12 protein-coding genes, 16 tRNA genes and 3 rRNA genes are annotated in these 17,404 nt (G+C 41.9%); 28 read left to right on the top strand and 3 right to left on the bottom strand.

Translation table 11 applies throughout. From position 1 onward, the window contains the following. The first annotated feature begins 10 nt into the window (after nucleotides 1-10). From bcp to FH508_RS20465, 4 genes are all read left to right on the top strand, one after another. The gene (gene bcp / locus FH508_RS20480) at nucleotides 11-487 is read left to right on the top strand and encodes a thioredoxin-dependent thiol peroxidase (protein WP_173479553.1); all 477 of its coding nucleotides are present in this window, start codon (nucleotides 11-13) and stop codon (nucleotides 485-487) included. Beyond that, complete coding sequence (locus tag FH508_RS20475; RefSeq protein ID WP_173479552.1) at nucleotides 484-1,428, top strand: D-2-hydroxyacid dehydrogenase; 945 nt, start codon at nucleotides 484-486, stop codon at nucleotides 1,426-1,428. Before bcp ends, FH508_RS20475 begins: the two co-directional genes overlap by 4 nt. A gap of 116 nt (nucleotides 1,429-1,544) precedes the next feature. Continuing rightward, nucleotides 1,545-1,988: a peroxide-responsive transcriptional repressor PerR gene (gene perR / locus FH508_RS20470; RefSeq protein ID WP_173479551.1), complete on the top strand. Its 444-nt coding sequence runs from the start codon at nucleotides 1,545-1,547 to the stop codon at nucleotides 1,986-1,988. 236 nt (nucleotides 1,989-2,224) lie between these two features. Continuing rightward, nucleotides 2,225-2,590: a hypothetical protein gene (locus tag FH508_RS20465; protein WP_173479550.1), complete on the top strand. Its 366-nt coding sequence runs from the start codon at nucleotides 2,225-2,227 to the stop codon at nucleotides 2,588-2,590. A gap of 64 nt (nucleotides 2,591-2,654) precedes the next feature. Here the strand turns inward: FH508_RS20465 and FH508_RS20460 are convergent, their stop codons facing one another. Further along, entirely contained in the window at nucleotides 2,655-3,008 is a 354-nt protein-coding gene (locus FH508_RS20460; RefSeq protein WP_173479549.1) for a YgzB family protein, read from the bottom strand. Nucleotides 3,009-3,157: 149 nt separating this feature from the next. Between FH508_RS20460 and FH508_RS20455 the strand changes: the two genes are divergently transcribed. The 22 genes from FH508_RS20455 (at nucleotide 3,158) to FH508_RS20350 (ending at nucleotide 12,908) form a co-directional block, all read left to right on the top strand. After that, complete coding sequence (locus FH508_RS20455) at nucleotides 3,158-4,042, top strand: nucleotidyltransferase-like protein (protein WP_173479548.1); 885 nt, start codon at nucleotides 3,158-3,160, stop codon at nucleotides 4,040-4,042. Nucleotides 4,043-4,390: 348 nt separating this feature from the next. Next, nucleotides 4,391-5,942 (top strand): 16S ribosomal RNA (locus FH508_RS20450). Between the two features lie 310 nt (nucleotides 5,943-6,252). Continuing rightward, nucleotides 6,253-9,180: ribosomal RNA gene (locus FH508_RS20445) — 23S ribosomal RNA — on the top strand. Nucleotides 9,181-9,296: 116 nt separating this feature from the next. Further along, nucleotides 9,297-9,412 (top strand): 5S ribosomal RNA (rrf, locus tag FH508_RS20440). The 16S, 23S and 5S rRNA genes sit together here with 16 tRNA genes alongside, the layout of an rRNA operon. A gap of 18 nt (nucleotides 9,413-9,430) precedes the next feature. Next, nucleotides 9,431-9,507 (top strand) — tRNA-Asn (locus FH508_RS20435). A 5-nt stretch (nucleotides 9,508-9,512) separates the two neighbouring features. Then, nucleotides 9,513-9,604, top strand: a tRNA-Ser gene (locus FH508_RS20430). A 23-nt stretch (nucleotides 9,605-9,627) separates the two neighbouring features. Then, nucleotides 9,628-9,702: transfer RNA gene (locus tag FH508_RS20425), tRNA-Glu, on the top strand. A 20-nt stretch (nucleotides 9,703-9,722) separates the two neighbouring features. Next, nucleotides 9,723-9,798: transfer RNA gene (locus tag FH508_RS20420), tRNA-Val, on the top strand. Between the two features lie 25 nt (nucleotides 9,799-9,823). Further along, nucleotides 9,824-9,898 (top strand) — tRNA-Met (locus FH508_RS20415). A gap of 6 nt (nucleotides 9,899-9,904) precedes the next feature. Further along, a tRNA-Asp gene (locus FH508_RS20410) sits at nucleotides 9,905-9,980 on the top strand. Nucleotides 9,981-9,999: 19 nt separating this feature from the next. After that, nucleotides 10,000-10,072 (top strand) — tRNA-Phe (locus FH508_RS20405). Between the two features lie 10 nt (nucleotides 10,073-10,082). Next, a tRNA-Thr gene (locus FH508_RS20400) sits at nucleotides 10,083-10,158 on the top strand. Nucleotides 10,159-10,167: 9 nt separating this feature from the next. Further along, nucleotides 10,168-10,251: transfer RNA gene (locus FH508_RS20395), tRNA-Tyr, on the top strand. Between the two features lie 13 nt (nucleotides 10,252-10,264). Next, a tRNA-Trp gene (locus FH508_RS20390) sits at nucleotides 10,265-10,338 on the top strand. Nucleotides 10,339-10,350: 12 nt separating this feature from the next. Beyond that, nucleotides 10,351-10,426 (top strand) — tRNA-His (locus FH508_RS20385). A 36-nt stretch (nucleotides 10,427-10,462) separates the two neighbouring features. Beyond that, nucleotides 10,463-10,538: transfer RNA gene (locus FH508_RS20380), tRNA-His, on the top strand. A 4-nt stretch (nucleotides 10,539-10,542) separates the two neighbouring features. Beyond that, a tRNA-Gln gene (locus tag FH508_RS20375) sits at nucleotides 10,543-10,617 on the top strand. Nucleotides 10,618-10,622: 5 nt separating this feature from the next. Then, a tRNA-Gly gene (locus tag FH508_RS20370) sits at nucleotides 10,623-10,697 on the top strand. 7 nt (nucleotides 10,698-10,704) lie between these two features. Beyond that, nucleotides 10,705-10,778: transfer RNA gene (locus FH508_RS20365), tRNA-Cys, on the top strand. Between the two features lie 51 nt (nucleotides 10,779-10,829). After that, a tRNA-Leu gene (locus FH508_RS20360) sits at nucleotides 10,830-10,910 on the top strand. Between the two features lie 345 nt (nucleotides 10,911-11,255). Next, nucleotides 11,256-11,606, top strand: a complete 351-nt coding sequence (locus FH508_RS20355) for a VOC family protein (RefSeq protein WP_139860770.1) — start codon at nucleotides 11,256-11,258, stop codon at nucleotides 11,604-11,606. Nucleotides 11,607-11,819: 213 nt separating this feature from the next. Further along, nucleotides 11,820-12,908, top strand: a complete 1,089-nt coding sequence (locus FH508_RS20350; protein WP_139860772.1) for an S-layer homology domain-containing protein — start codon at nucleotides 11,820-11,822, stop codon at nucleotides 12,906-12,908. Between the two features lie 37 nt (nucleotides 12,909-12,945). Here FH508_RS20350 and FH508_RS20345 read toward each other — a convergent pair whose 3' ends face one another. Beyond that, on the bottom strand, nucleotides 12,946-13,689 hold the full coding sequence (locus tag FH508_RS20345) for an arylamine N-acetyltransferase family protein (RefSeq protein ID WP_173479848.1): 744 nt from the start codon (nucleotides 13,687-13,689) through the stop codon (nucleotides 12,946-12,948). A gap of 197 nt (nucleotides 13,690-13,886) precedes the next feature. Here FH508_RS20345 and nagB point away from each other — a divergent pair, with 197 nt between their 5' ends. Together nagB and FH508_RS20335 are read left to right on the top strand one after the other, a co-directional pair. After that, a complete protein-coding gene (gene nagB / locus FH508_RS20340) occupies nucleotides 13,887-14,600 on the top strand; it encodes a glucosamine-6-phosphate deaminase (protein WP_173479851.1) in 714 nt (237 codons plus the stop codon). 100 nt (nucleotides 14,601-14,700) lie between these two features. Next, complete coding sequence (locus FH508_RS20335; protein ID WP_173479847.1) at nucleotides 14,701-15,603, top strand: S66 peptidase family protein; 903 nt, start codon at nucleotides 14,701-14,703, stop codon at nucleotides 15,601-15,603. Between the two features lie 153 nt (nucleotides 15,604-15,756). Here FH508_RS20335 and FH508_RS20330 read toward each other — a convergent pair whose 3' ends face one another. Further along, nucleotides 15,757-17,331, bottom strand: coding sequence for a catalase (locus FH508_RS20330; RefSeq protein ID WP_139860307.1), 1,575 nt, complete (start codon nucleotides 17,329-17,331; stop codon nucleotides 15,757-15,759). Nucleotides 17,332-17,404 lie beyond the last annotated feature (73 nt).

The raw sequence follows: 17,404 nt of genomic DNA, 5'->3' as shown, positions 1-17,404 counted from the left end.
GGAGATTGTTATGACATTAGTAGAAGGACAGAAAGCACCGAATTTTTCACTTGTTAATGACAAAGGGGAGCATGTGCAATTAGCAGATTTTAGGGGCAAAAATGTCATTTTGTATTTTTATCCGAAAGACATGACACCAGGTTGTACAACAGAAGCATGTGATTTCCGCGATAAGCATGAAGACTTTAGCCAGTTAAATGCTGTTGTATTAGGCGTGAGCCCTGATAATGCACAAAAGCATACAAAATTTATTGATAAGCATGGGCTACCTTTTTCCCTTTTAGTGGATGAGGATCATGCTGTAGCGGAGGCTTATGGCGTTTGGGTATTAAAGAAAATGTATGGACGCGAATATATGGGGATTGAACGTTCAACCTTTTTAATTGATACAGCTGGTAATCTTATAAAAGCGTGGCGCAAAGTACGCGTGAAAAATCATATCGAAGAAGTGTACACATATTTAGCAAATCAGGAGGAACATTCATGAGAATTTATTTTACATTTGAACCAAGACCCGATTTACGTGAACCGTTAGTAGAGGAATTTTCACAATGTGATTTCGTTTTTGAAAATGGTTTATCTACGGATGAACTTCAAAAAGCAGATGTACTAGTTACATATGGCGAAGATTTAAATGATGATAATATGCAGTATGCCACGAAACTAAAATGGATTTTCGTTGCTTCCGCAGGAGTAGAAAAAATGCCTGCTCAAGCAATTATTGATCGGGGGATTTTAGTATCTAATGTACGAGGTATTCATAAGTCACCTATGGCTGAGTCGATGCTTGCTCATATTTTAGCCATTAAGCGTGCATTACCATGGTTATATGAGCATCAAAAGAAAAAAGAATGGTCGAAGAAAGGAAAGCAAACGGAATTACGAGATAATACAGCCCTTATACTAGGACCTGGAGCGATTGGCTCGGAAGTAGGTCGCTTATTACAAGCATTTGGTGTAACGACAATTGGTTGTAACCGTTCAGGTAAAGCTGCGCCTCATATGGATGAGATGGTAAGTTTCACTCAGCTAACAGAAGCTTTGCCAAAGGCAGATATCGTTATTTCCGTATTGCCAAAAACCGAAGAAACAACGCATTTATTGAAGGAAGAGCATTTTAGTGCAATGAAAAATGAAGCCATTTTCATGAATTTTGGACGCGGAAATTTAGTAGATGAAAAGGTTCTTATTCATGCTATGGAAACAGGTGAAATAGGCTATGCCGTATTAGATGTGTTTGAAAAAGAACCACTTAGTGCAAATAGTCCATTATGGACATGTCCGAATGTCATAGTATCTCCGCATGTTTCAAGTCACTCTTCTCGCTATGTAGAAAGAAGCTTAGCTATTTTTAAGCCGAGTTTGACAAAATGGTTAAATGGCGAGACAGCACTAGAAAATGTCGTGGATTTATCGAGAGGATATTAAAAAGTAATTTAATTTAGCTGATGCATAGGACGAAAGTTGACAGATGTTAGCTTAATTCGATACACTAATTGTAACAATTATAAATTAATAATACTTATGAAAAGGGGTGCATGACGATGTCTATACCGCATTTACAGGATGCACTTGACACGTTAAAAACAACTGGTGTACGCATTACTCCTCAGCGTCATGCTATTTTAGAATATTTAATTCAATCGATGACACATCCAACTGCGGATGAAATTTATAAAGCGCTTGAAGGAAAATTTCCAAATATGAGTGTGGCAACTGTCTACAATAATTTACGTGTTTTCCGTGAAGTAGGATTAGTAAAAGAGCTGACTTATGGGGATGCCTCTAGCCGTTTTGATTTTGTTACAAATGATCACTATCATATGATTTGTGAATGCTGTGGTAAAATTGTCGATTTCCATTACCCAGGTTTAGATGAAATCGAACACTTCGCCTCACAAGTAACAGACTTTGATGTGCATACACACCGTCTAGAGATTTATGGTACGTGTCCAGCATGTAAAGATGTAGCAGCGAAAGTACAATAAGTTTTCTTGGAGTTTTTACGCAAGCGTATGAATGAATACGATTAAAAAGCAAGTGGGCAATTAGCTCGCTTGCTTTTTATTATGGCGTGCGAGAAATACTCTTAAAACAGACTGGAAATTTTCGATATTAATAATATGGGTGATGACACGAAGGTGAAGGGCTTTTTATTATACTGCGTCGAGGTTGTAGCTTATTAAACAAGTATCTCTTAAAACAATTAATTAGGAGGGATTTAATGAATGTACAATTAGGGAGTAGTAATTACTTTAGTACAGTAAAAAAAGAAGAACGATTGTCTGACAATTTATTTTTAGCAAACAAAAAAAGAAAAGCAACATACGAAATAATAAAAGAGAATGGTTATGTACGTCATATAGTAACGAAGGAAAATGGTGAAAAAGTAATTGTTAGAGAAGTGAAGATTCCTAAACATGAAATACAAGATCAATCCTCTGGTGACATCAACGATATGATTACGCAAAAGTTAGTAGCACAAATGATTAAATCGTTCGATGACAGACAGCACCTGCAAAATTCTTTTAAAACTGGCATAGCTGGTCAAAAGGAAAAACAAATTTCTAAATATATAGTGAGCATATAATTCGGTTATTGCTATTAATAGTAGTGGTTGTCATACTAAAAAAATTCCTAGCTCTTATATGGGGCTAGGAATTTTTTGCTTTGTTATTATAAGATTGATCAAACTCTTTTCCTTCAAGTGTTGGATCTAGTGTTAATGGTTCGTTACAGTACATGCACATATCGACACGACCTAAAACTTTCGTATGCTTATGGCAATTTGGGCATTCTACTTGAACTGCTCTTGTTGAGAGAAGTCCGATCCAAGCATAGACAACTGTACTACCGATAATACATAGTAAACCAAGCGTCATGAAGATTAAGACAAGGATGGGATTGTTTTTGAAGAATATTCCCCCATACATAACAACAAAGCCGATGAAAATAAGTGCTAATGCAAAAGAACGGATTTTATTAATTTTACTTTTGTAAGGTTTCATACAATATCTTGCCTCCCAATCTAAAATCTACTATAACATATAAGAACAAAGTATTTTAGTTTTGACTAAAAGGCAAAGAAGGAATACTTTCAGAGTATGTCGAAATTTTAACGAAATAAAGTCATATAACAAATAGAGGAGGACTGAACATGGAGCAAGTTTTGCGCCCAATATATCAAGAACGTGCGAGTCAGTCTAATACGTTAGGTGTCATTTTAATGGAGAAGCGTGAGGAACAAAGTAATGTTACTGACACATTCGATACCATATTACTCATTATTGTAAAGGAAGCGGAGCAACCTGTTTTCTCAAAGCATTATTTATATGATGGGAATAAGGTGGCCTTACATACTGTTACAGAAAAATTGTTACGCAAGTGGTTACTAATTGGCTCTAACAAAAAAGTAGTTGATTGGATTTTCTTTGGCAGAGTATTGTTTGATCGTAATGAATTCCTTCATAAATTAAAAATTGAACTACAAGAGTTTCCGTTCAGCGGTAGGAAAATTAAGACGGGTATTCAATTTTCAAAGTTAATTCGACGCTATTTAGAAGGAAAAGAATATTTTGATAAGGGAAGCTATTTAGATGCCTACAATCATGTTGTTGATTCTTTGCATCATTTAGGGCGATTGTCCATTATAGACAGTGGGTTATATCCAGAAGTTACAGTATGGGCGCAAGTGAAAAAGATAGAGCCTGCTATTTATAAGTTATATGAAGAACTTGTTTTGAGCAGTGAGCCAATTGAAAAGCGATTAGAGCTTTTATTTTTAGCAAGTGAGTTTTTAATTCATTCACGAACACAGGATGGAGCTCAACATATATTAGAAGTCATGCAAACAAAAGAGACATGGACGATTCAAGAATTACATGATCATCATGAGCTTGTGAACTATTCCGTAGACTTAGAAGTATTTGTAGAGTATTTAGTGGATAAAGGCTACATTCTTATTGAACCTGTCGTTGCAAAAAGCGAAATGATTTTCCATCGACACTATAAGGTGAACAAAGAGTCTATAGAATTTAAATAAGCCATATAGTATGCTAGTAATCGAGGTATAAAAAATACCTCGATATTTTTTCAAAAAAAGTATTGACGATTAATATATTGATATTGTATTATATTAATTGTCGCTAAGACATAACAAAAACACTTAGAAAAACGAGTGAAAAAACTTTATAAAAGTTGTTGACACAAAATGAGTGAGAAGTTATTATAAAGAAGTCGCTGAAAAACGACGAACAATATGAACCTTGAAAACTGAACAAGCAAAACGTAATCAATATAGTTTTTAGTAGCTAACTTCGTTAGCGAACAAAACAAAATTTTGGACATCAAAATTGATGCCAGCAAAACAATTTGAGCTAATCAAATTTCTTTTATGGAGAGTTTGATCCTGGCTCAGGACGAACGCTGGCGGCGTGCCTAATACATGCAAGTCGAGCGGACAGATAAGGAGCTTGCTCCTTTGACGTTAGCGGCGGACGGGTGAGTAACACGTGGGCAACCTACCCTATAGTTTGGGATAACTCCGGGAAACCGGGGCTAATACCGAATAATCTTTTGTCTCTCATGAGACAATTCTGAAAGACGGTTTCGGCTGTCGCTATAGGATGGGCCCGCGGCGCATTAGCTAGTTGGTGAGGTAACGGCTCACCAAGGCAACGATGCGTAGCCGACCTGAGAGGGTGATCGGCCACACTGGGACTGAGACACGGCCCAGACTCCTACGGGAGGCAGCAGTAGGGAATCTTCCACAATGGGCGAAAGCCTGATGGAGCAACGCCGCGTGAGTGAAGAAGGATTTCGGTTCGTAAAACTCTGTTGTAAGGGAAGAACAAGTACAGTAGTAACTGGCTGTACCTTGACGGTACCTTATTAGAAAGCCACGGCTAACTACGTGCCAGCAGCCGCGGTAATACGTAGGTGGCAAGCGTTGTCCGGAATTATTGGGCGTAAAGCGCGCGCAGGTGGTTTCTTAAGTCTGATGTGAAAGCCCACGGCTCAACCGTGGAGGGTCATTGGAAACTGGGAGACTTGAGTGCAGAAGAGGATAGTGGAATTCCAAGTGTAGCGGTGAAATGCGTAGAGATTTGGAGGAACACCAGTGGCGAAGGCGACTATCTGGTCTGTAACTGACACTGAGGCGCGAAAGCGTGGGGAGCAAACAGGATTAGATACCCTGGTAGTCCACGCCGTAAACGATGAGTGCTAAGTGTTAGGGGGTTTCCGCCCCTTAGTGCTGCAGCTAACGCATTAAGCACTCCGCCTGGGGAGTACGGTCGCAAGACTGAAACTCAAAGGAATTGACGGGGGCCCGCACAAGCGGTGGAGCATGTGGTTTAATTCGAAGCAACGCGAAGAACCTTACCAGGTCTTGACATCCCGTTGACCACTGTAGAGATATAGTTTTCCCTTCGGGGACAACGGTGACAGGTGGTGCATGGTTGTCGTCAGCTCGTGTCGTGAGATGTTGGGTTAAGTCCCGCAACGAGCGCAACCCTTGATCTTAGTTGCCATCATTTAGTTGGGCACTCTAAGGTGACTGCCGGTGACAAACCGGAGGAAGGTGGGGATGACGTCAAATCATCATGCCCCTTATGACCTGGGCTACACACGTGCTACAATGGACGATACAAACGGTTGCCAACTCGCGAGAGGGAGCTAATCCGATAAAGTCGTTCTCAGTTCGGATTGTAGGCTGCAACTCGCCTACATGAAGCCGGAATCGCTAGTAATCGCGGATCAGCATGCCGCGGTGAATACGTTCCCGGGCCTTGTACACACCGCCCGTCACACCACGAGAGTTTGTAACACCCGAAGTCGGTGAGGTAACCTTTTGGAGCCAGCCGCCGAAGGTGGGATAGATGATTGGGGTGAAGTCGTAACAAGGTAGCCGTATCGGAAGGTGCGGCTGGATCACCTCCTTTCTAAGGATTTTAACGGAATGTTTCGTTTAGGACGAAACAATGATTACGTCTTTGCTGTTCAGTTTTGAAGGTTCATTCTTACGAATGAAATACTTCGAAATTTGTTCTTTGAAAACTGGATAAAACGACATTGAAATTGTAACAAACACATTTATTTTTTAAGTTTTTTTATAGGCTTAATAACATTAAAAGGTTTCGAGATACGAGTAAGACAAGGAAGCGATTGAGTGAGTGAAGGAGCGTACTTTCGTACGTGACTGATTGAACGAATGAAGCTGACGCTGTATTACGATGTATATCGGAAGCTGTAGGTTAAGTTATTAAGGGCGCACGGCGAATGCCTTGGCACTAGGAGCCGAAGAAGGACGGCACTAACACCGATATGCTTCGGGGAGCTGTAAGTGAGCTTTGATCCGGAGATTTCCGAATGGGGGAACCCACTACGTTTAATCGCGTAGTATCTTGACGTGAATACATAGCGTCTTGAAGGCAGACCCAGGGAACTGAAACATCTAAGTACCTGGAGGAAGAGAAAGAAAAATCGATTCCCTGAGTAGCGGCGAGCGAAACGGGAAGAGCCCAAACCAAGAGGCTTGCCTCTTGGGGTTGTAGGACACTCTATACGGAGTTACAAAGGAATGAGTTAGATGAAGCGACTTGGAAAGGTCCGCCAGAGCAGGTAAAAGCCCTGTAGTCGAAAGTTTATTCCCTCCAGAGTGGATCCTGAGTACGGCGGAACACGTGAAATTCCGTCGGAATCCGGGAGGACCATCTCCCAAGGCTAAATACTACCTAGTGACCGATAGTGAACCAGTACCGTGAGGGAAAGGTGAAAAGCACCCCGGAAGGGGAGTGAAAGAGATCCTGAAACCGTGTGCCTACAAGTAGTTAGAGCCCGTTAATGGGTGATAGCGTGCCTTTTGTAGAATGAACCGGCGAGTTACGATTACGTGCGAGGTTAAGCTTTAGAAGGCGGAGCCGCAGCGAAAGCGAGTCTGAATAGGGCGAATTAGTACGTGGTCGTAGACCCGAAACCAGGTGATCTACCCATGTCCAGGGTGAAGGTGAGGTAACACTTACTGGAGGCCCGAACCCACGCACGTTGAAAAGTGCGGGGATGAGGTGTGGGTAGCGGAGAAATTCCAATCGAACTTGGAGATAGCTGGTTCTCTCCGAAATAGCTTTAGGGCTAGCCTCGTGATGAGAATACTGGAGGTAGAGCACTGTTTGGACTAGGGGGCCATCCCGGTTTACCGAATTCAGACAAACTCCGAATGCCAGATATTTATACACGGGAGTCAGACTGCGAGTGATAAGATCCGTAGTCAAAAGGGAAACAGCCCAGACCACCAGCTAAGGTCCCAAAGTAATCGTTAAGTGGAAAAGGATGTGGCGTTGCACAGACAACCAGGATGTTGGCTTAGAAGCAGCCATCATTTAAAGAGTGCGTAATAGCTCACTGGTCGAGTGACGCTGCGCCGAAAATGTATCGGGGCTAAACGATTCACCGAAGCTGTGGATTGACATCTACGATGTCAGTGGTAGGAGAGCGTTCTAAGTGCGTTGAAGTCAGACCGGAAGGACTGGTGGAGCGCTTAGAAGTGAGAATGCCGGTATGAGTAGCGAAAGACGGGTGAGAATCCCGTCCACCGTATGACTAAGGTTTCCTGAGGAAGGCTCGTCCGCTCAGGGTTAGTCGGGACCTAAGCCGAGGCCGATAGGCGTAGGCGATGGACAACAGGTTGATATTCCTGTACCACCTCCTCACCGTTTGAGAAATGGGGGGACGCAGTAGGATAGGGTAAGCGCGCCGTTGGTTGTGCGCGTCCAAGCAGTAAGGCGTGTGTGTAGGCAAATCCGCACACTGTAACGTTGAGCTGTGATGGCGAGTCCGTATGGACGAAGTTCCTGATTTCACACTGCCAAGAAAAGCCTCTATCGAGGTGAGAGGTGCCCGTACCGCAAACCGACACAGGTAGTCGAGGAGAGAATCCTAAGGTGTGCGAGAGAACTCTCGTTAAGGAACTCGGCAAAATGACCCCGTAACTTCGGGAGAAGGGGTGCTCTTGAGCGTGCAAGCGCACGAGAGCCGCAGTGAATAGGCCCAGGCGACTGTTTAGCAAAAACACAGGTCTCTGCAAAACCGTAAGGTGACGTATAGGGGCTGACGCCTGCCCGGTGCTGGAAGGTTAAGAGGAGTGGTTAGCGCAAGCGAAGCTGCGAATTGAAGCCCCAGTAAACGGCGGCCGTAACTATAACGGTCCTAAGGTAGCGAAATTCCTTGTCGGGTAAGTTCCGACCCGCACGAAAGGCGTAACGATCTGGGCACTGTCTCAACGAGAGACTCGGTGAAATTATAGTACCTGTGAAGATGCAGGTTACCCGCGACAGGACGGAAAGACCCCGTGGAGCTTTACTGTAGCCTGATATTGAATTTTGGTACAACTTGTACAGGATAGGTAGGAGCCAGAGATCTCGGAGCGCCAGCTTCGAAGGAGGCGTCGGTGGGATACTACCCTGGTTGTATTGAAATTCTAACCCATGCCCCTTAGCGGGGCAGGAGACAGTGTCAGGCGGACAGTTTGACTGGGGCGGTCGCCTCCTAAAAGGTAACGGAGGCGCCCAAAGGTTCCCTCAGAATGGTTGGAAATCATTCGTAGAGTGTAAAGGCACAAGGGAGCTTGACTGCGAGACCTACAAGTCGAGCAGGGTCGAAAGACGGGCTTAGTGATCCGGTGGTTCCGCATGGAAGGGCCATCGCTCAACGGATAAAAGCTACCCCGGGGATAACAGGCTTATCTCCCCCAAGAGTCCACATCGACGGGGAGGTTTGGCACCTCGATGTCGGCTCATCGCATCCTGGGGCTGTAGTCGGTCCCAAGGGTTGGGCTGTTCGCCCATTAAAGCGGTACGCGAGCTGGGTTCAGAACGTCGTGAGACAGTTCGGTCCCTATCCGTCGTGGGCGTAGGAAATTTGAGAGGAGCTGTCCTTAGTACGAGAGGACCGGGATGGACACACCGCTGGTGTACCAGTTGTCTTGCCAAAGGCATCGCTGGGTAGCTATGTGTGGACGGGATAAGTGCTGAAAGCATCTAAGCATGAAGCCCCCCTCAAGATGAGATTTCCCATTACGCAAGTAAGTAAGATCCCTCAAAGACGATGAGGTAGATAGGTTCGAGGTGGAAGTGTGGTGACACATGGAGCTGACGAATACTAATCGATCGAGGACTTAACCAAAAAAGTTTGTAACATTCAATGAACCGTTTATCCAGTTTTGAAAGAATAAAAAAGTATTTCTTAGATACTTGTAATTATAATACTATATGTTATAATAGGTAATGTCTTTCAAATAGTCTAGTGATGATGGCAAAGAGGTCACACCCGTTCCCATACCGAACACGGAAGTTAAGCTCTTTAGCGCCGATGGTAGTTGGGGGCTTCCCCCTGTGAGAGTAGGACGTCGCTAGGCTATACATAATAAAATCATTCCGAAGTAGCTCAGTTGGTAGTAGCACCTGACTGTTAATCAGGTTGTCGCAGGTTCGAGTCCTGCCTTCGGAGCCATTCTTGGAGAGTTGTCCGAGTGGCCGAAGGAGCACGATTGGAAATCGTGTAGGCGGTTAACACTGTCTCAAGGGTTCAAATCCCTTACTCTCCGCCAGCACTTACGATTCCAATTAGTAAGGCCCCTTGGTCAAGCGGTTAAGACACCGCCCTTTCACGGCGGTAACACGGGTTCGAATCCCGTAGGGGTCACCATTTATAACGAATACCCAGATGGAGGATTAGCTCAGCTGGGAGAGCATCTGCCTTACAAGCAGAGGGTCGGCGGTTCGAGCCCGTCATCCTCCACCATTTTATAAAATTAAATTAGTATTGTCGCGGGGTGGAGCAGTGGTAGCTCGTCGGGCTCATAACCCGAAGGTCACAGGTTCAAATCCTGTCTCCGCAACCAAATAAAGGTCCCGTGGTGTAGCGGTTAACATGCCTGCCTGTCACGCAGGAGATCGCCGGTTCGATCCCGGTCGGGACCGCCATTTTTTAAATAATAAATATGGGTCAGTAGCTCAGTTGGTAGAGCATTAGATTGAAGCTCTAAGTGTCGGCGGTTCGATTCCGTCCTGACCCATCGTTTTTTTGCCGGTTTAGCTCAGCAGGTAGAGCAACTGACTTGTAATCAGTAGGTCGTGGGTTCGATTCCTATAGCCGGCACCATGTTTTCCCGGAGGGGTAGCGAAGTGGCTAAACGCGGCGGACTGTAAATCCGCTCCTTAGGGTTCGGCGGTTCGAATCCGTCCCCCTCCACCAGTTTTTATTTAATAGGGGCATAGTTCAACGGTAGAATAGAGGTCTCCAAAACCTTTGGTGTGGGTTCGATTCCTACTGCCCCTGCCAATTAATTTTATGGCGGTTGTGGCGAAGTGGTTAACGCACCGGATTGTGGTTCCGGCATTCGTGGGTTCGATTCCCATCAGTCGCCCCATTAATATAAAATTAAAATTAAAACTATAAAGCAATGGCGATTGTGGCGAAGTGGTTAACGCACCGGATTGTGGTTCCGGCATTCGTGGGTTCGATTCCCATCAGTCGCCCCATTGTTGGGGTATAGCCAAGCGGTAAGGCAACGGATTTTGATTCCGTCATGCCCTGGTTCGAATCCAGGTACCCCAGCCATTTATGCGGAAGTAGTTCAGTGGTAGAACACCACCTTGCCAAGGTGGGGGTCGCGAGTTCGAACCTCGTCTTCCGCTCCAATAATATGGCGGCATAGCCAAGTGGTAAGGCACAGGTCTGCAACACCTTTATCACCGGTTCAAATCCGGTTGCCGCCTCCATATTTTTTTCTTAATCGGATACTCCGATTTTTTTTATCTCTAAAGTATTATGCCGGTGTGGCGGAATTGGCAGACGCGCACGACTCAAAATCGTGTTCCTTTGGAGTGTCGGTTCGACCCCGACCACCGGTATCCAAAGTGAATTTAAAAGACTTCAACAACTTTGTTGAGGTCTTTTTTGTTTTTAAATAATGGCAGATTACAAGCGCAAAGTAATAGGTATTTGATATAATAAAGTTTGTATATTCAGAATTATTATATTTTTAGATGTTAGGTTTGGAGGTAATACTTATGAAAAATAAACTATTATCATTTTTACTACTCTTAGCAGCTATTTTTTTATTTCTAGATGCCTTTACAAATATATTTAGCGATTATGCAATGGTTAAAAAATAGTTGCTATCGTGCTTATTTGTTTAGCAGGTACTTTCATCTATTTTTCTTTAATTTTTACAAGTGAAAAAAGGGGGAGATGAATTGGGTCGAGTAATAGGGTTTGAACTAAATAGTCAAGATCCTGAAAAAGCAGCGAATTTTTATTCTAAAGTTTTTGCATGGGAAATTGCGGAGCCTCGTTGGGATTACTGGGCTGTCACAACAGGTGCCAGCGAGCAAAATGGTATTGACGGTGGAATTGGTAAAGGTCCAAGCGATTATCCACATGGAGTACGTGTGCAAATTGAAGTAGATTCGATTGATGACTCTATTGCGAAAGCTATGGAGAATGGGGCTACTATTGTCCGAGAAAAAATGGAATTTAATGATTTTTTTCTTGCCTATTTAGTAGACCCTACTGGACTAGGTTTTGGTTTAATTCAAAATAAGTAAAATGAATAAGCTTTAACGCCTCTGCAAAGTTGCAGGGGGTTTTTTATTTTACAAGAGTTATGAAGTCTATTAGAAGTGTAAGCGTATTTTGAAACGGGTATGGAATGATTAGTGTTAATTGCAAGAAAACTATTAAAAATATCTTTTTAGTTAATATTTATTTTACTTGATGAATAGGATAACAAGGATGGGAGTAAATATAGGGGGAATAGCATGAAGAAAATAAGTAGGATCTTAATTGTAGTTATGATTTTTGGGTTATTACAGATTCAGCCCGTATACGCAGCTAGTTTTAAAGATGTGTCATCTGACAATACGTTAAGTACCGAAATAGATTACTTAGTTGAGCGGGGGATTATTAAAGGTTATCCTAATGGCACTTTCAAACCAAATGACTATGTAACTAGGGCACAGGTAGCTGTCATGTTAACTCGTGCGGTAGGGTTGAAAACGACGAATGTTAAAAATCCAAAGTATCAAGATGTGCCGACTTCACATATCTATTATAAAGAAATCGCTGCTACCCAAAATGCGGGGATATTTGAGGCAACGAAAAAATTTAATCCGAATGGGACGCTGACGAGAGCAGATATGGCTGTGGTTTTGCAACGTGCATTTAAATTAAAGGGAGCGAGCCCTTATTATTTTACAGACGTTACAGAGAAGACGCCAGGCTATAAAGAAATATTAGCGGTAGCGAATAATAATATTACGAGCGGTTATCAGGATGGTTCATTTAAACCAAAATTGCCGTTAACACGTGCGCATTTTTCAGCATTTGTTGCACGTGCCATGACCCTTTCAAAGCCGAATTTACAAAAGGATCCTGCATATAAATACACTTATGCATTTTACTCACCAGATGATGGCTTACGATACACATTAAATTATCAATACAGCCATAATGATAATAAAAACGATGTTTGGTCAATTGCTAATACAACGAATAATAAGCAGTTTAATGATGAGTTATTATATTATGATGGCTCTGTATATGCACAAGCAATTGCTCAGGAATATAGCTCACATTACGACTTTTATATAGGGCTACCTCTTAGAATTGGTGTAATAGTTCACGAAGACGATGAAGGTCCAGTTAACGGCAATCGTATAACAGTTCAAACGACGGATGGAACGGTTCGAGCAGGTGGTGTTAACTATAAAAATGTAGCTGTATTAGAAGAAAGTTTTAAATATATTGATGTAGTGAAAACCTATTATTTTGTAGACGGTATTGGTTTAGTCAAGGAACTGCACAATGGCGAAGTAGTATATGAGTTGCTAAAACGAACAGCAAATTAAAAGCGTAAAAGGATGCATCCAACAATGCATCCTTTTTTTAAGTGATCGATATATGAAAATAACGTTCAAGTGCTTGTTGCCACTCTTTCTCAGTGTGGGTTGTATACGTAGTTAATGAGTGCCCTTCATATATACGGAATTCATTATTGAACATAGTATGTCGACCTGAAGAAGTGCGAATCATTGCGATTTTATTTTTTTGTTGAGAAAGTCGTGGGGCAAAATTAGCATCATTATCGTTATCTGTGAAGTTATAAAGTAGGCGCCAATTGTGTGGTGTTTGCTCATAAAGCATCCATCCGTACGTGTCATCCCATTCAATTTTATATAGCTCTTTCTCTTCTCGATGTTCATGGTGAGCAATTAATGGAACTGGTTTACAAGGGGCTAGTGCACCTACTCCAACGTCCGAGATATAAGGTACGCCGTCAAATTGGACGAGAAGTAGCTGATGCATAGGAACTTCTTCAAGTGGTGTATCCGCATCCATATTGCGCCAAAATTGTGCATAGCGATTTGTTACAGAAAAACCGAGCTCACGAAGTAACCAGCTATATAAAATATTTAGCTCGAAGCAATTGCCTCCGCGTTGTTGAACGATAATTTTTTGAAAAAGATCAGGAATAGCAAAGGAGATGCCACGTTTCAAGGCAACGTCTATATTTTCATAAGGTATCGTATGTAGATGTTTTGTTTGTAATTGACCAAGTAGTTTTATAGACGGCTCTATAGATCCTTGAAATTGAAGATAATTTAAATATTGTTGTATTTGAGAATTCATAAAATCGCCTCACTTCCTTACTATTTAACATAACCGAAATAGCAATAGAATACACGTAAAAAAATTGATAAAGAAAATAATAGAAATGCAGCTAAATAACTTGTAAAATTAATATATTCACTACTAGATAGTAATGAATTTCCCATTTTTAGTTAAAAATAACGATTCTAAAGGTAGGTATATAAATGACGAATGCAATAAAGTGGATAGAAGTAAATTCTTACGATGAAATGAGTGAGGTAGCTGCACATATTTTTACTGAGCAACTACAAGCAAAACCAGCAAGCATTTTAGGACTAGCAACAGGTGGTTCACCAGTTGGAATGTATAAAGAATTAGTGAAGCATCAACAAGCTGGTAATATTTCCTTTAAGGAAGTTACAACATTTAATCTTGATGAATATGTAGGTATAGAACAAACTAGCCCTGCAAGTTACTGGACGTTTATGCATGAGAATTTATTTAATCATGTAGATATCAATGAGGAAAATATACATTTACCAAATGGTAAGGCAGAAGATTTGGCCGCTGAATGTGTAGCATACGATGCACGGATTGCAGAGGCTGGTGGAATTGATTTACAGCTGCTTGGTATTGGGGTAAATGGACATATTGGCTTTAATGAGCCTGGTACATCATTTGATTCGCTTACAAACATTGTAGAACTTACAGAATCAACTAGAACTGAAAATGCCATTTATTTTGATCGTCCAGAAGAAGTACCTACACATGCGATTACAATGGGTATTCAATCTATTATGAATGCAAAGGCAATTGTTTTAATTGCATTTGGGGAAAAGAAGCTAGAAGCTATTGAAAAGCTACGAAGTGGGGAAGTGACAGAAGCGTTCCCAGCTAGCAGATTATTAAATCATCCGAATGTTACTGTGATTTATGGTGGTACAAAATAAAAAACAATGCGTAGACTTCATTTTGTAGTCTACGCTTTTTAATTTTAGTCTGATAAATGATGCGTATGCTAGAATGAGAGATAGAATTGGAGGGGGTAGTGTGATAAGTACAGTTGCACATTTAGAAAAAGGCGATACAGTTGGACTAGTATGTTTGTCCAGTGTTATGGAACCAGAAAAATTAGGGGATGCATTAGCGTTTCTAGATGAGTTAGGCCTCCGCTATAAAATAGGGGACACGATTACGGCAAAGCATGACTACTTAGCAGGTAGTGATGATGTGAGACTTGCTGATTTTCATGCAATGGTTCAAGACCCTGAGGTGAAGGCAATTTTTTGTGTAAAAGGTGGATATGGCTCTGCTCGTATTGCTAGCAAAATTGATTATGAGCTATTAGCGGAAAATCCAAAAATTTTCTGGGGCTTCTCTGATCTTACTTATTTGCATTGTGCAATAAATGAATATGCAAATATCGTAACCTTCCATGGACCAATGCTAAAGGCTGCAAATAAAATGGATGAGTTATCGAAAAAAATGTTTTTACAGCTATTTTCTCCAATGGAAATACAGTATACAGAAAGTATTTCTCCATTAACAACGATTGCACCGGGGATAGCACGTGGACCTATTATTGGTGGTAATTTACGTCGCCTTGTCAGCACCTTGGGCACAAAATTTGAGGTTCGTACTGAAGGTAGAATTTTATTGATCGAAGACATTGGAGAAACGATTCCACGGATTGATTCGATGCTACAGCAGTTAAAGCAAGCAAGAAAGCTAGAACAATTAGCAGGTGTCGTTATTGGCTCATTTACGCAAACAGAAGCAAGTGACGATGCTCTGCTATTGTTAATGAAAGAGTATTTTAGCGACTTAGGGATACCAGTCGTCGCAGGTTTTAAAATCGGGCATGAAACAACGAATATTGCCATTCCATTAGGTGTCGAAGCCATTTTAGATGCACAGGAAAAAGCGCTCCGTCTTTTACCTGGTGTTTATTAAAATTGTTTGAGTGCCTGTCACTTTAATTTCAAAAGAAAGACGCAACCATCGCTAATGCGTGCTGGTTGCGTCTCACATTTTGTGTGTTCCCACAGGTGTCTAAATGAATCATGTTTGTTCTGAAAATTCAAAATTGTTTGAGTGCCTGACACTTTAATATGGTTCGGCATCGTGCCCTTTGTCGACAGCCTCTTTCGGTGCATTGCCACCGTCAATATTACCGAGAGGCTTTGCAGAAGATGCATTTGTTTGCGCCATTTGTAAGCCTTCATTTAATAAGCGTCCGTATTCTTCATCGGCCTCAGAAGCTAATGCAATCATCGCCTCTTGAATAGCGGTATTACAAGTCGATAAATCTCGGATTAAGTTTTCCAGCAGTTCATCTCGTTCCCATTGCTCAAAATTACGATAGGTTTCACCTGCTTGTTTCGTATTGCTTTGGCGATCAATAGATTCTCGAACAAGATTTCCTTCAATAAATGGTGTATATTCCTTGGCCGTTTGAGCGGCTTCTTTTAAGCCATTTAACATCGATGGCTCGTAGTTAATATGTGGATTTTGTCCAGGTGCTAAATCACGTTTATACATCATTTGCCCACCACTCTGATTGGTTGCTACTCGCTTCTTAGGCGCATTAATAGGAAGTTGTAAATAGTTGGCACCAACTCGGTGACGCTGCGTATCAGAATAAGAGAAGGTACGCCCTTGGAGCATTTTATCGTCTGAGAAATCCAAGCCATCGACAAGGACACCCGTACCGAAAGTAGCTTGTTCGACCTCAGCAAAGTAGTCTTCAGGGTTTTTATTTAATACCATTTTTCCTACTGGATACCAAGGGAACTTGTCATTAGGCCAAAGTTTCGTATCATCCAGTGGGTCAAAATCAAGCTCGGGATGAGGGCCGTCCTCCATAATTTGCACGTTTAACTCCCATTCAGGATAATCACCACGTTTAATAGCATCGTATAAATCTTGTGTAGCATGGTTGAAATTTTTCTGTTGGATTTCTTCTGCTTCTTTTTGTGTTAAGTTTTTAATGCCTTGTATTGGCTCCCAGTGGTACTTAACGAGAACAGCTTTACCCTCACTATTAACCCATTTATACGTGTTAACACCAGAGCCTTGCATCATCCGATAATTGGCTGGAATGCCCCAAGGTGAATACACAAAGGTTACCATATGGAAGGATTCTGGAGAACTTGCGCAGAAATCAAAGAAACGCTCAACATCTTGAATATTTGTAATCGGGTCGGGCTTAAACGCATGAATCATATCAGGGAATTTCATAGCATCACGAATAAAGAAAATTTTTAAGTTGTTACCAACCAAATCCCAGTTTCCATCTTCCGTATAAAACTTTACTGCAAAGCCTCGCGGATCGCGTAAAGTTTCTGGAGAATGCCCTCCATGGATAACTGTAGAGAAGCGGACGAAAACGGGTGTTTGTTTGCCTTTATCCTGAAAAACTTTTGCTCTTGTATACTTAGAAATGGGGTCATTACCGACAACGCCGTATGTTTCAAAGTAGCCATGTGCTCCTGCTCCACGAGCATGTACGACACGCTCAGGTACTCTCTCACGGTCAAAGTGACTTATTTTTTCAAGGAAATCATAGTTTTCAAGCGTCGCTGGCCCTCGATTTCCAACAGTTCGTAAATTTTGATTGTTTGTAATCGGGTGGCCTTGGCGATTTGTTAATGTATCATCTTTTTCATGAGAATGGTTCATTACGATTGCTCCTTCCAATTGTACTAAGCAAAGTTTGTCCAAGTGATTGGCAAAATAGACATAAAAAAACTCT

This window comes from Lysinibacillus sp. CD3-6, assembly GCF_006351725.2.
Taxonomy (GTDB): domain Bacteria; phylum Bacillota; class Bacilli; order Bacillales_A; family Planococcaceae; genus Lysinibacillus.
Note: the sequence above shows the minus strand (reverse complement) of the source record. Positions and strands in the feature narration are given on the sequence as shown.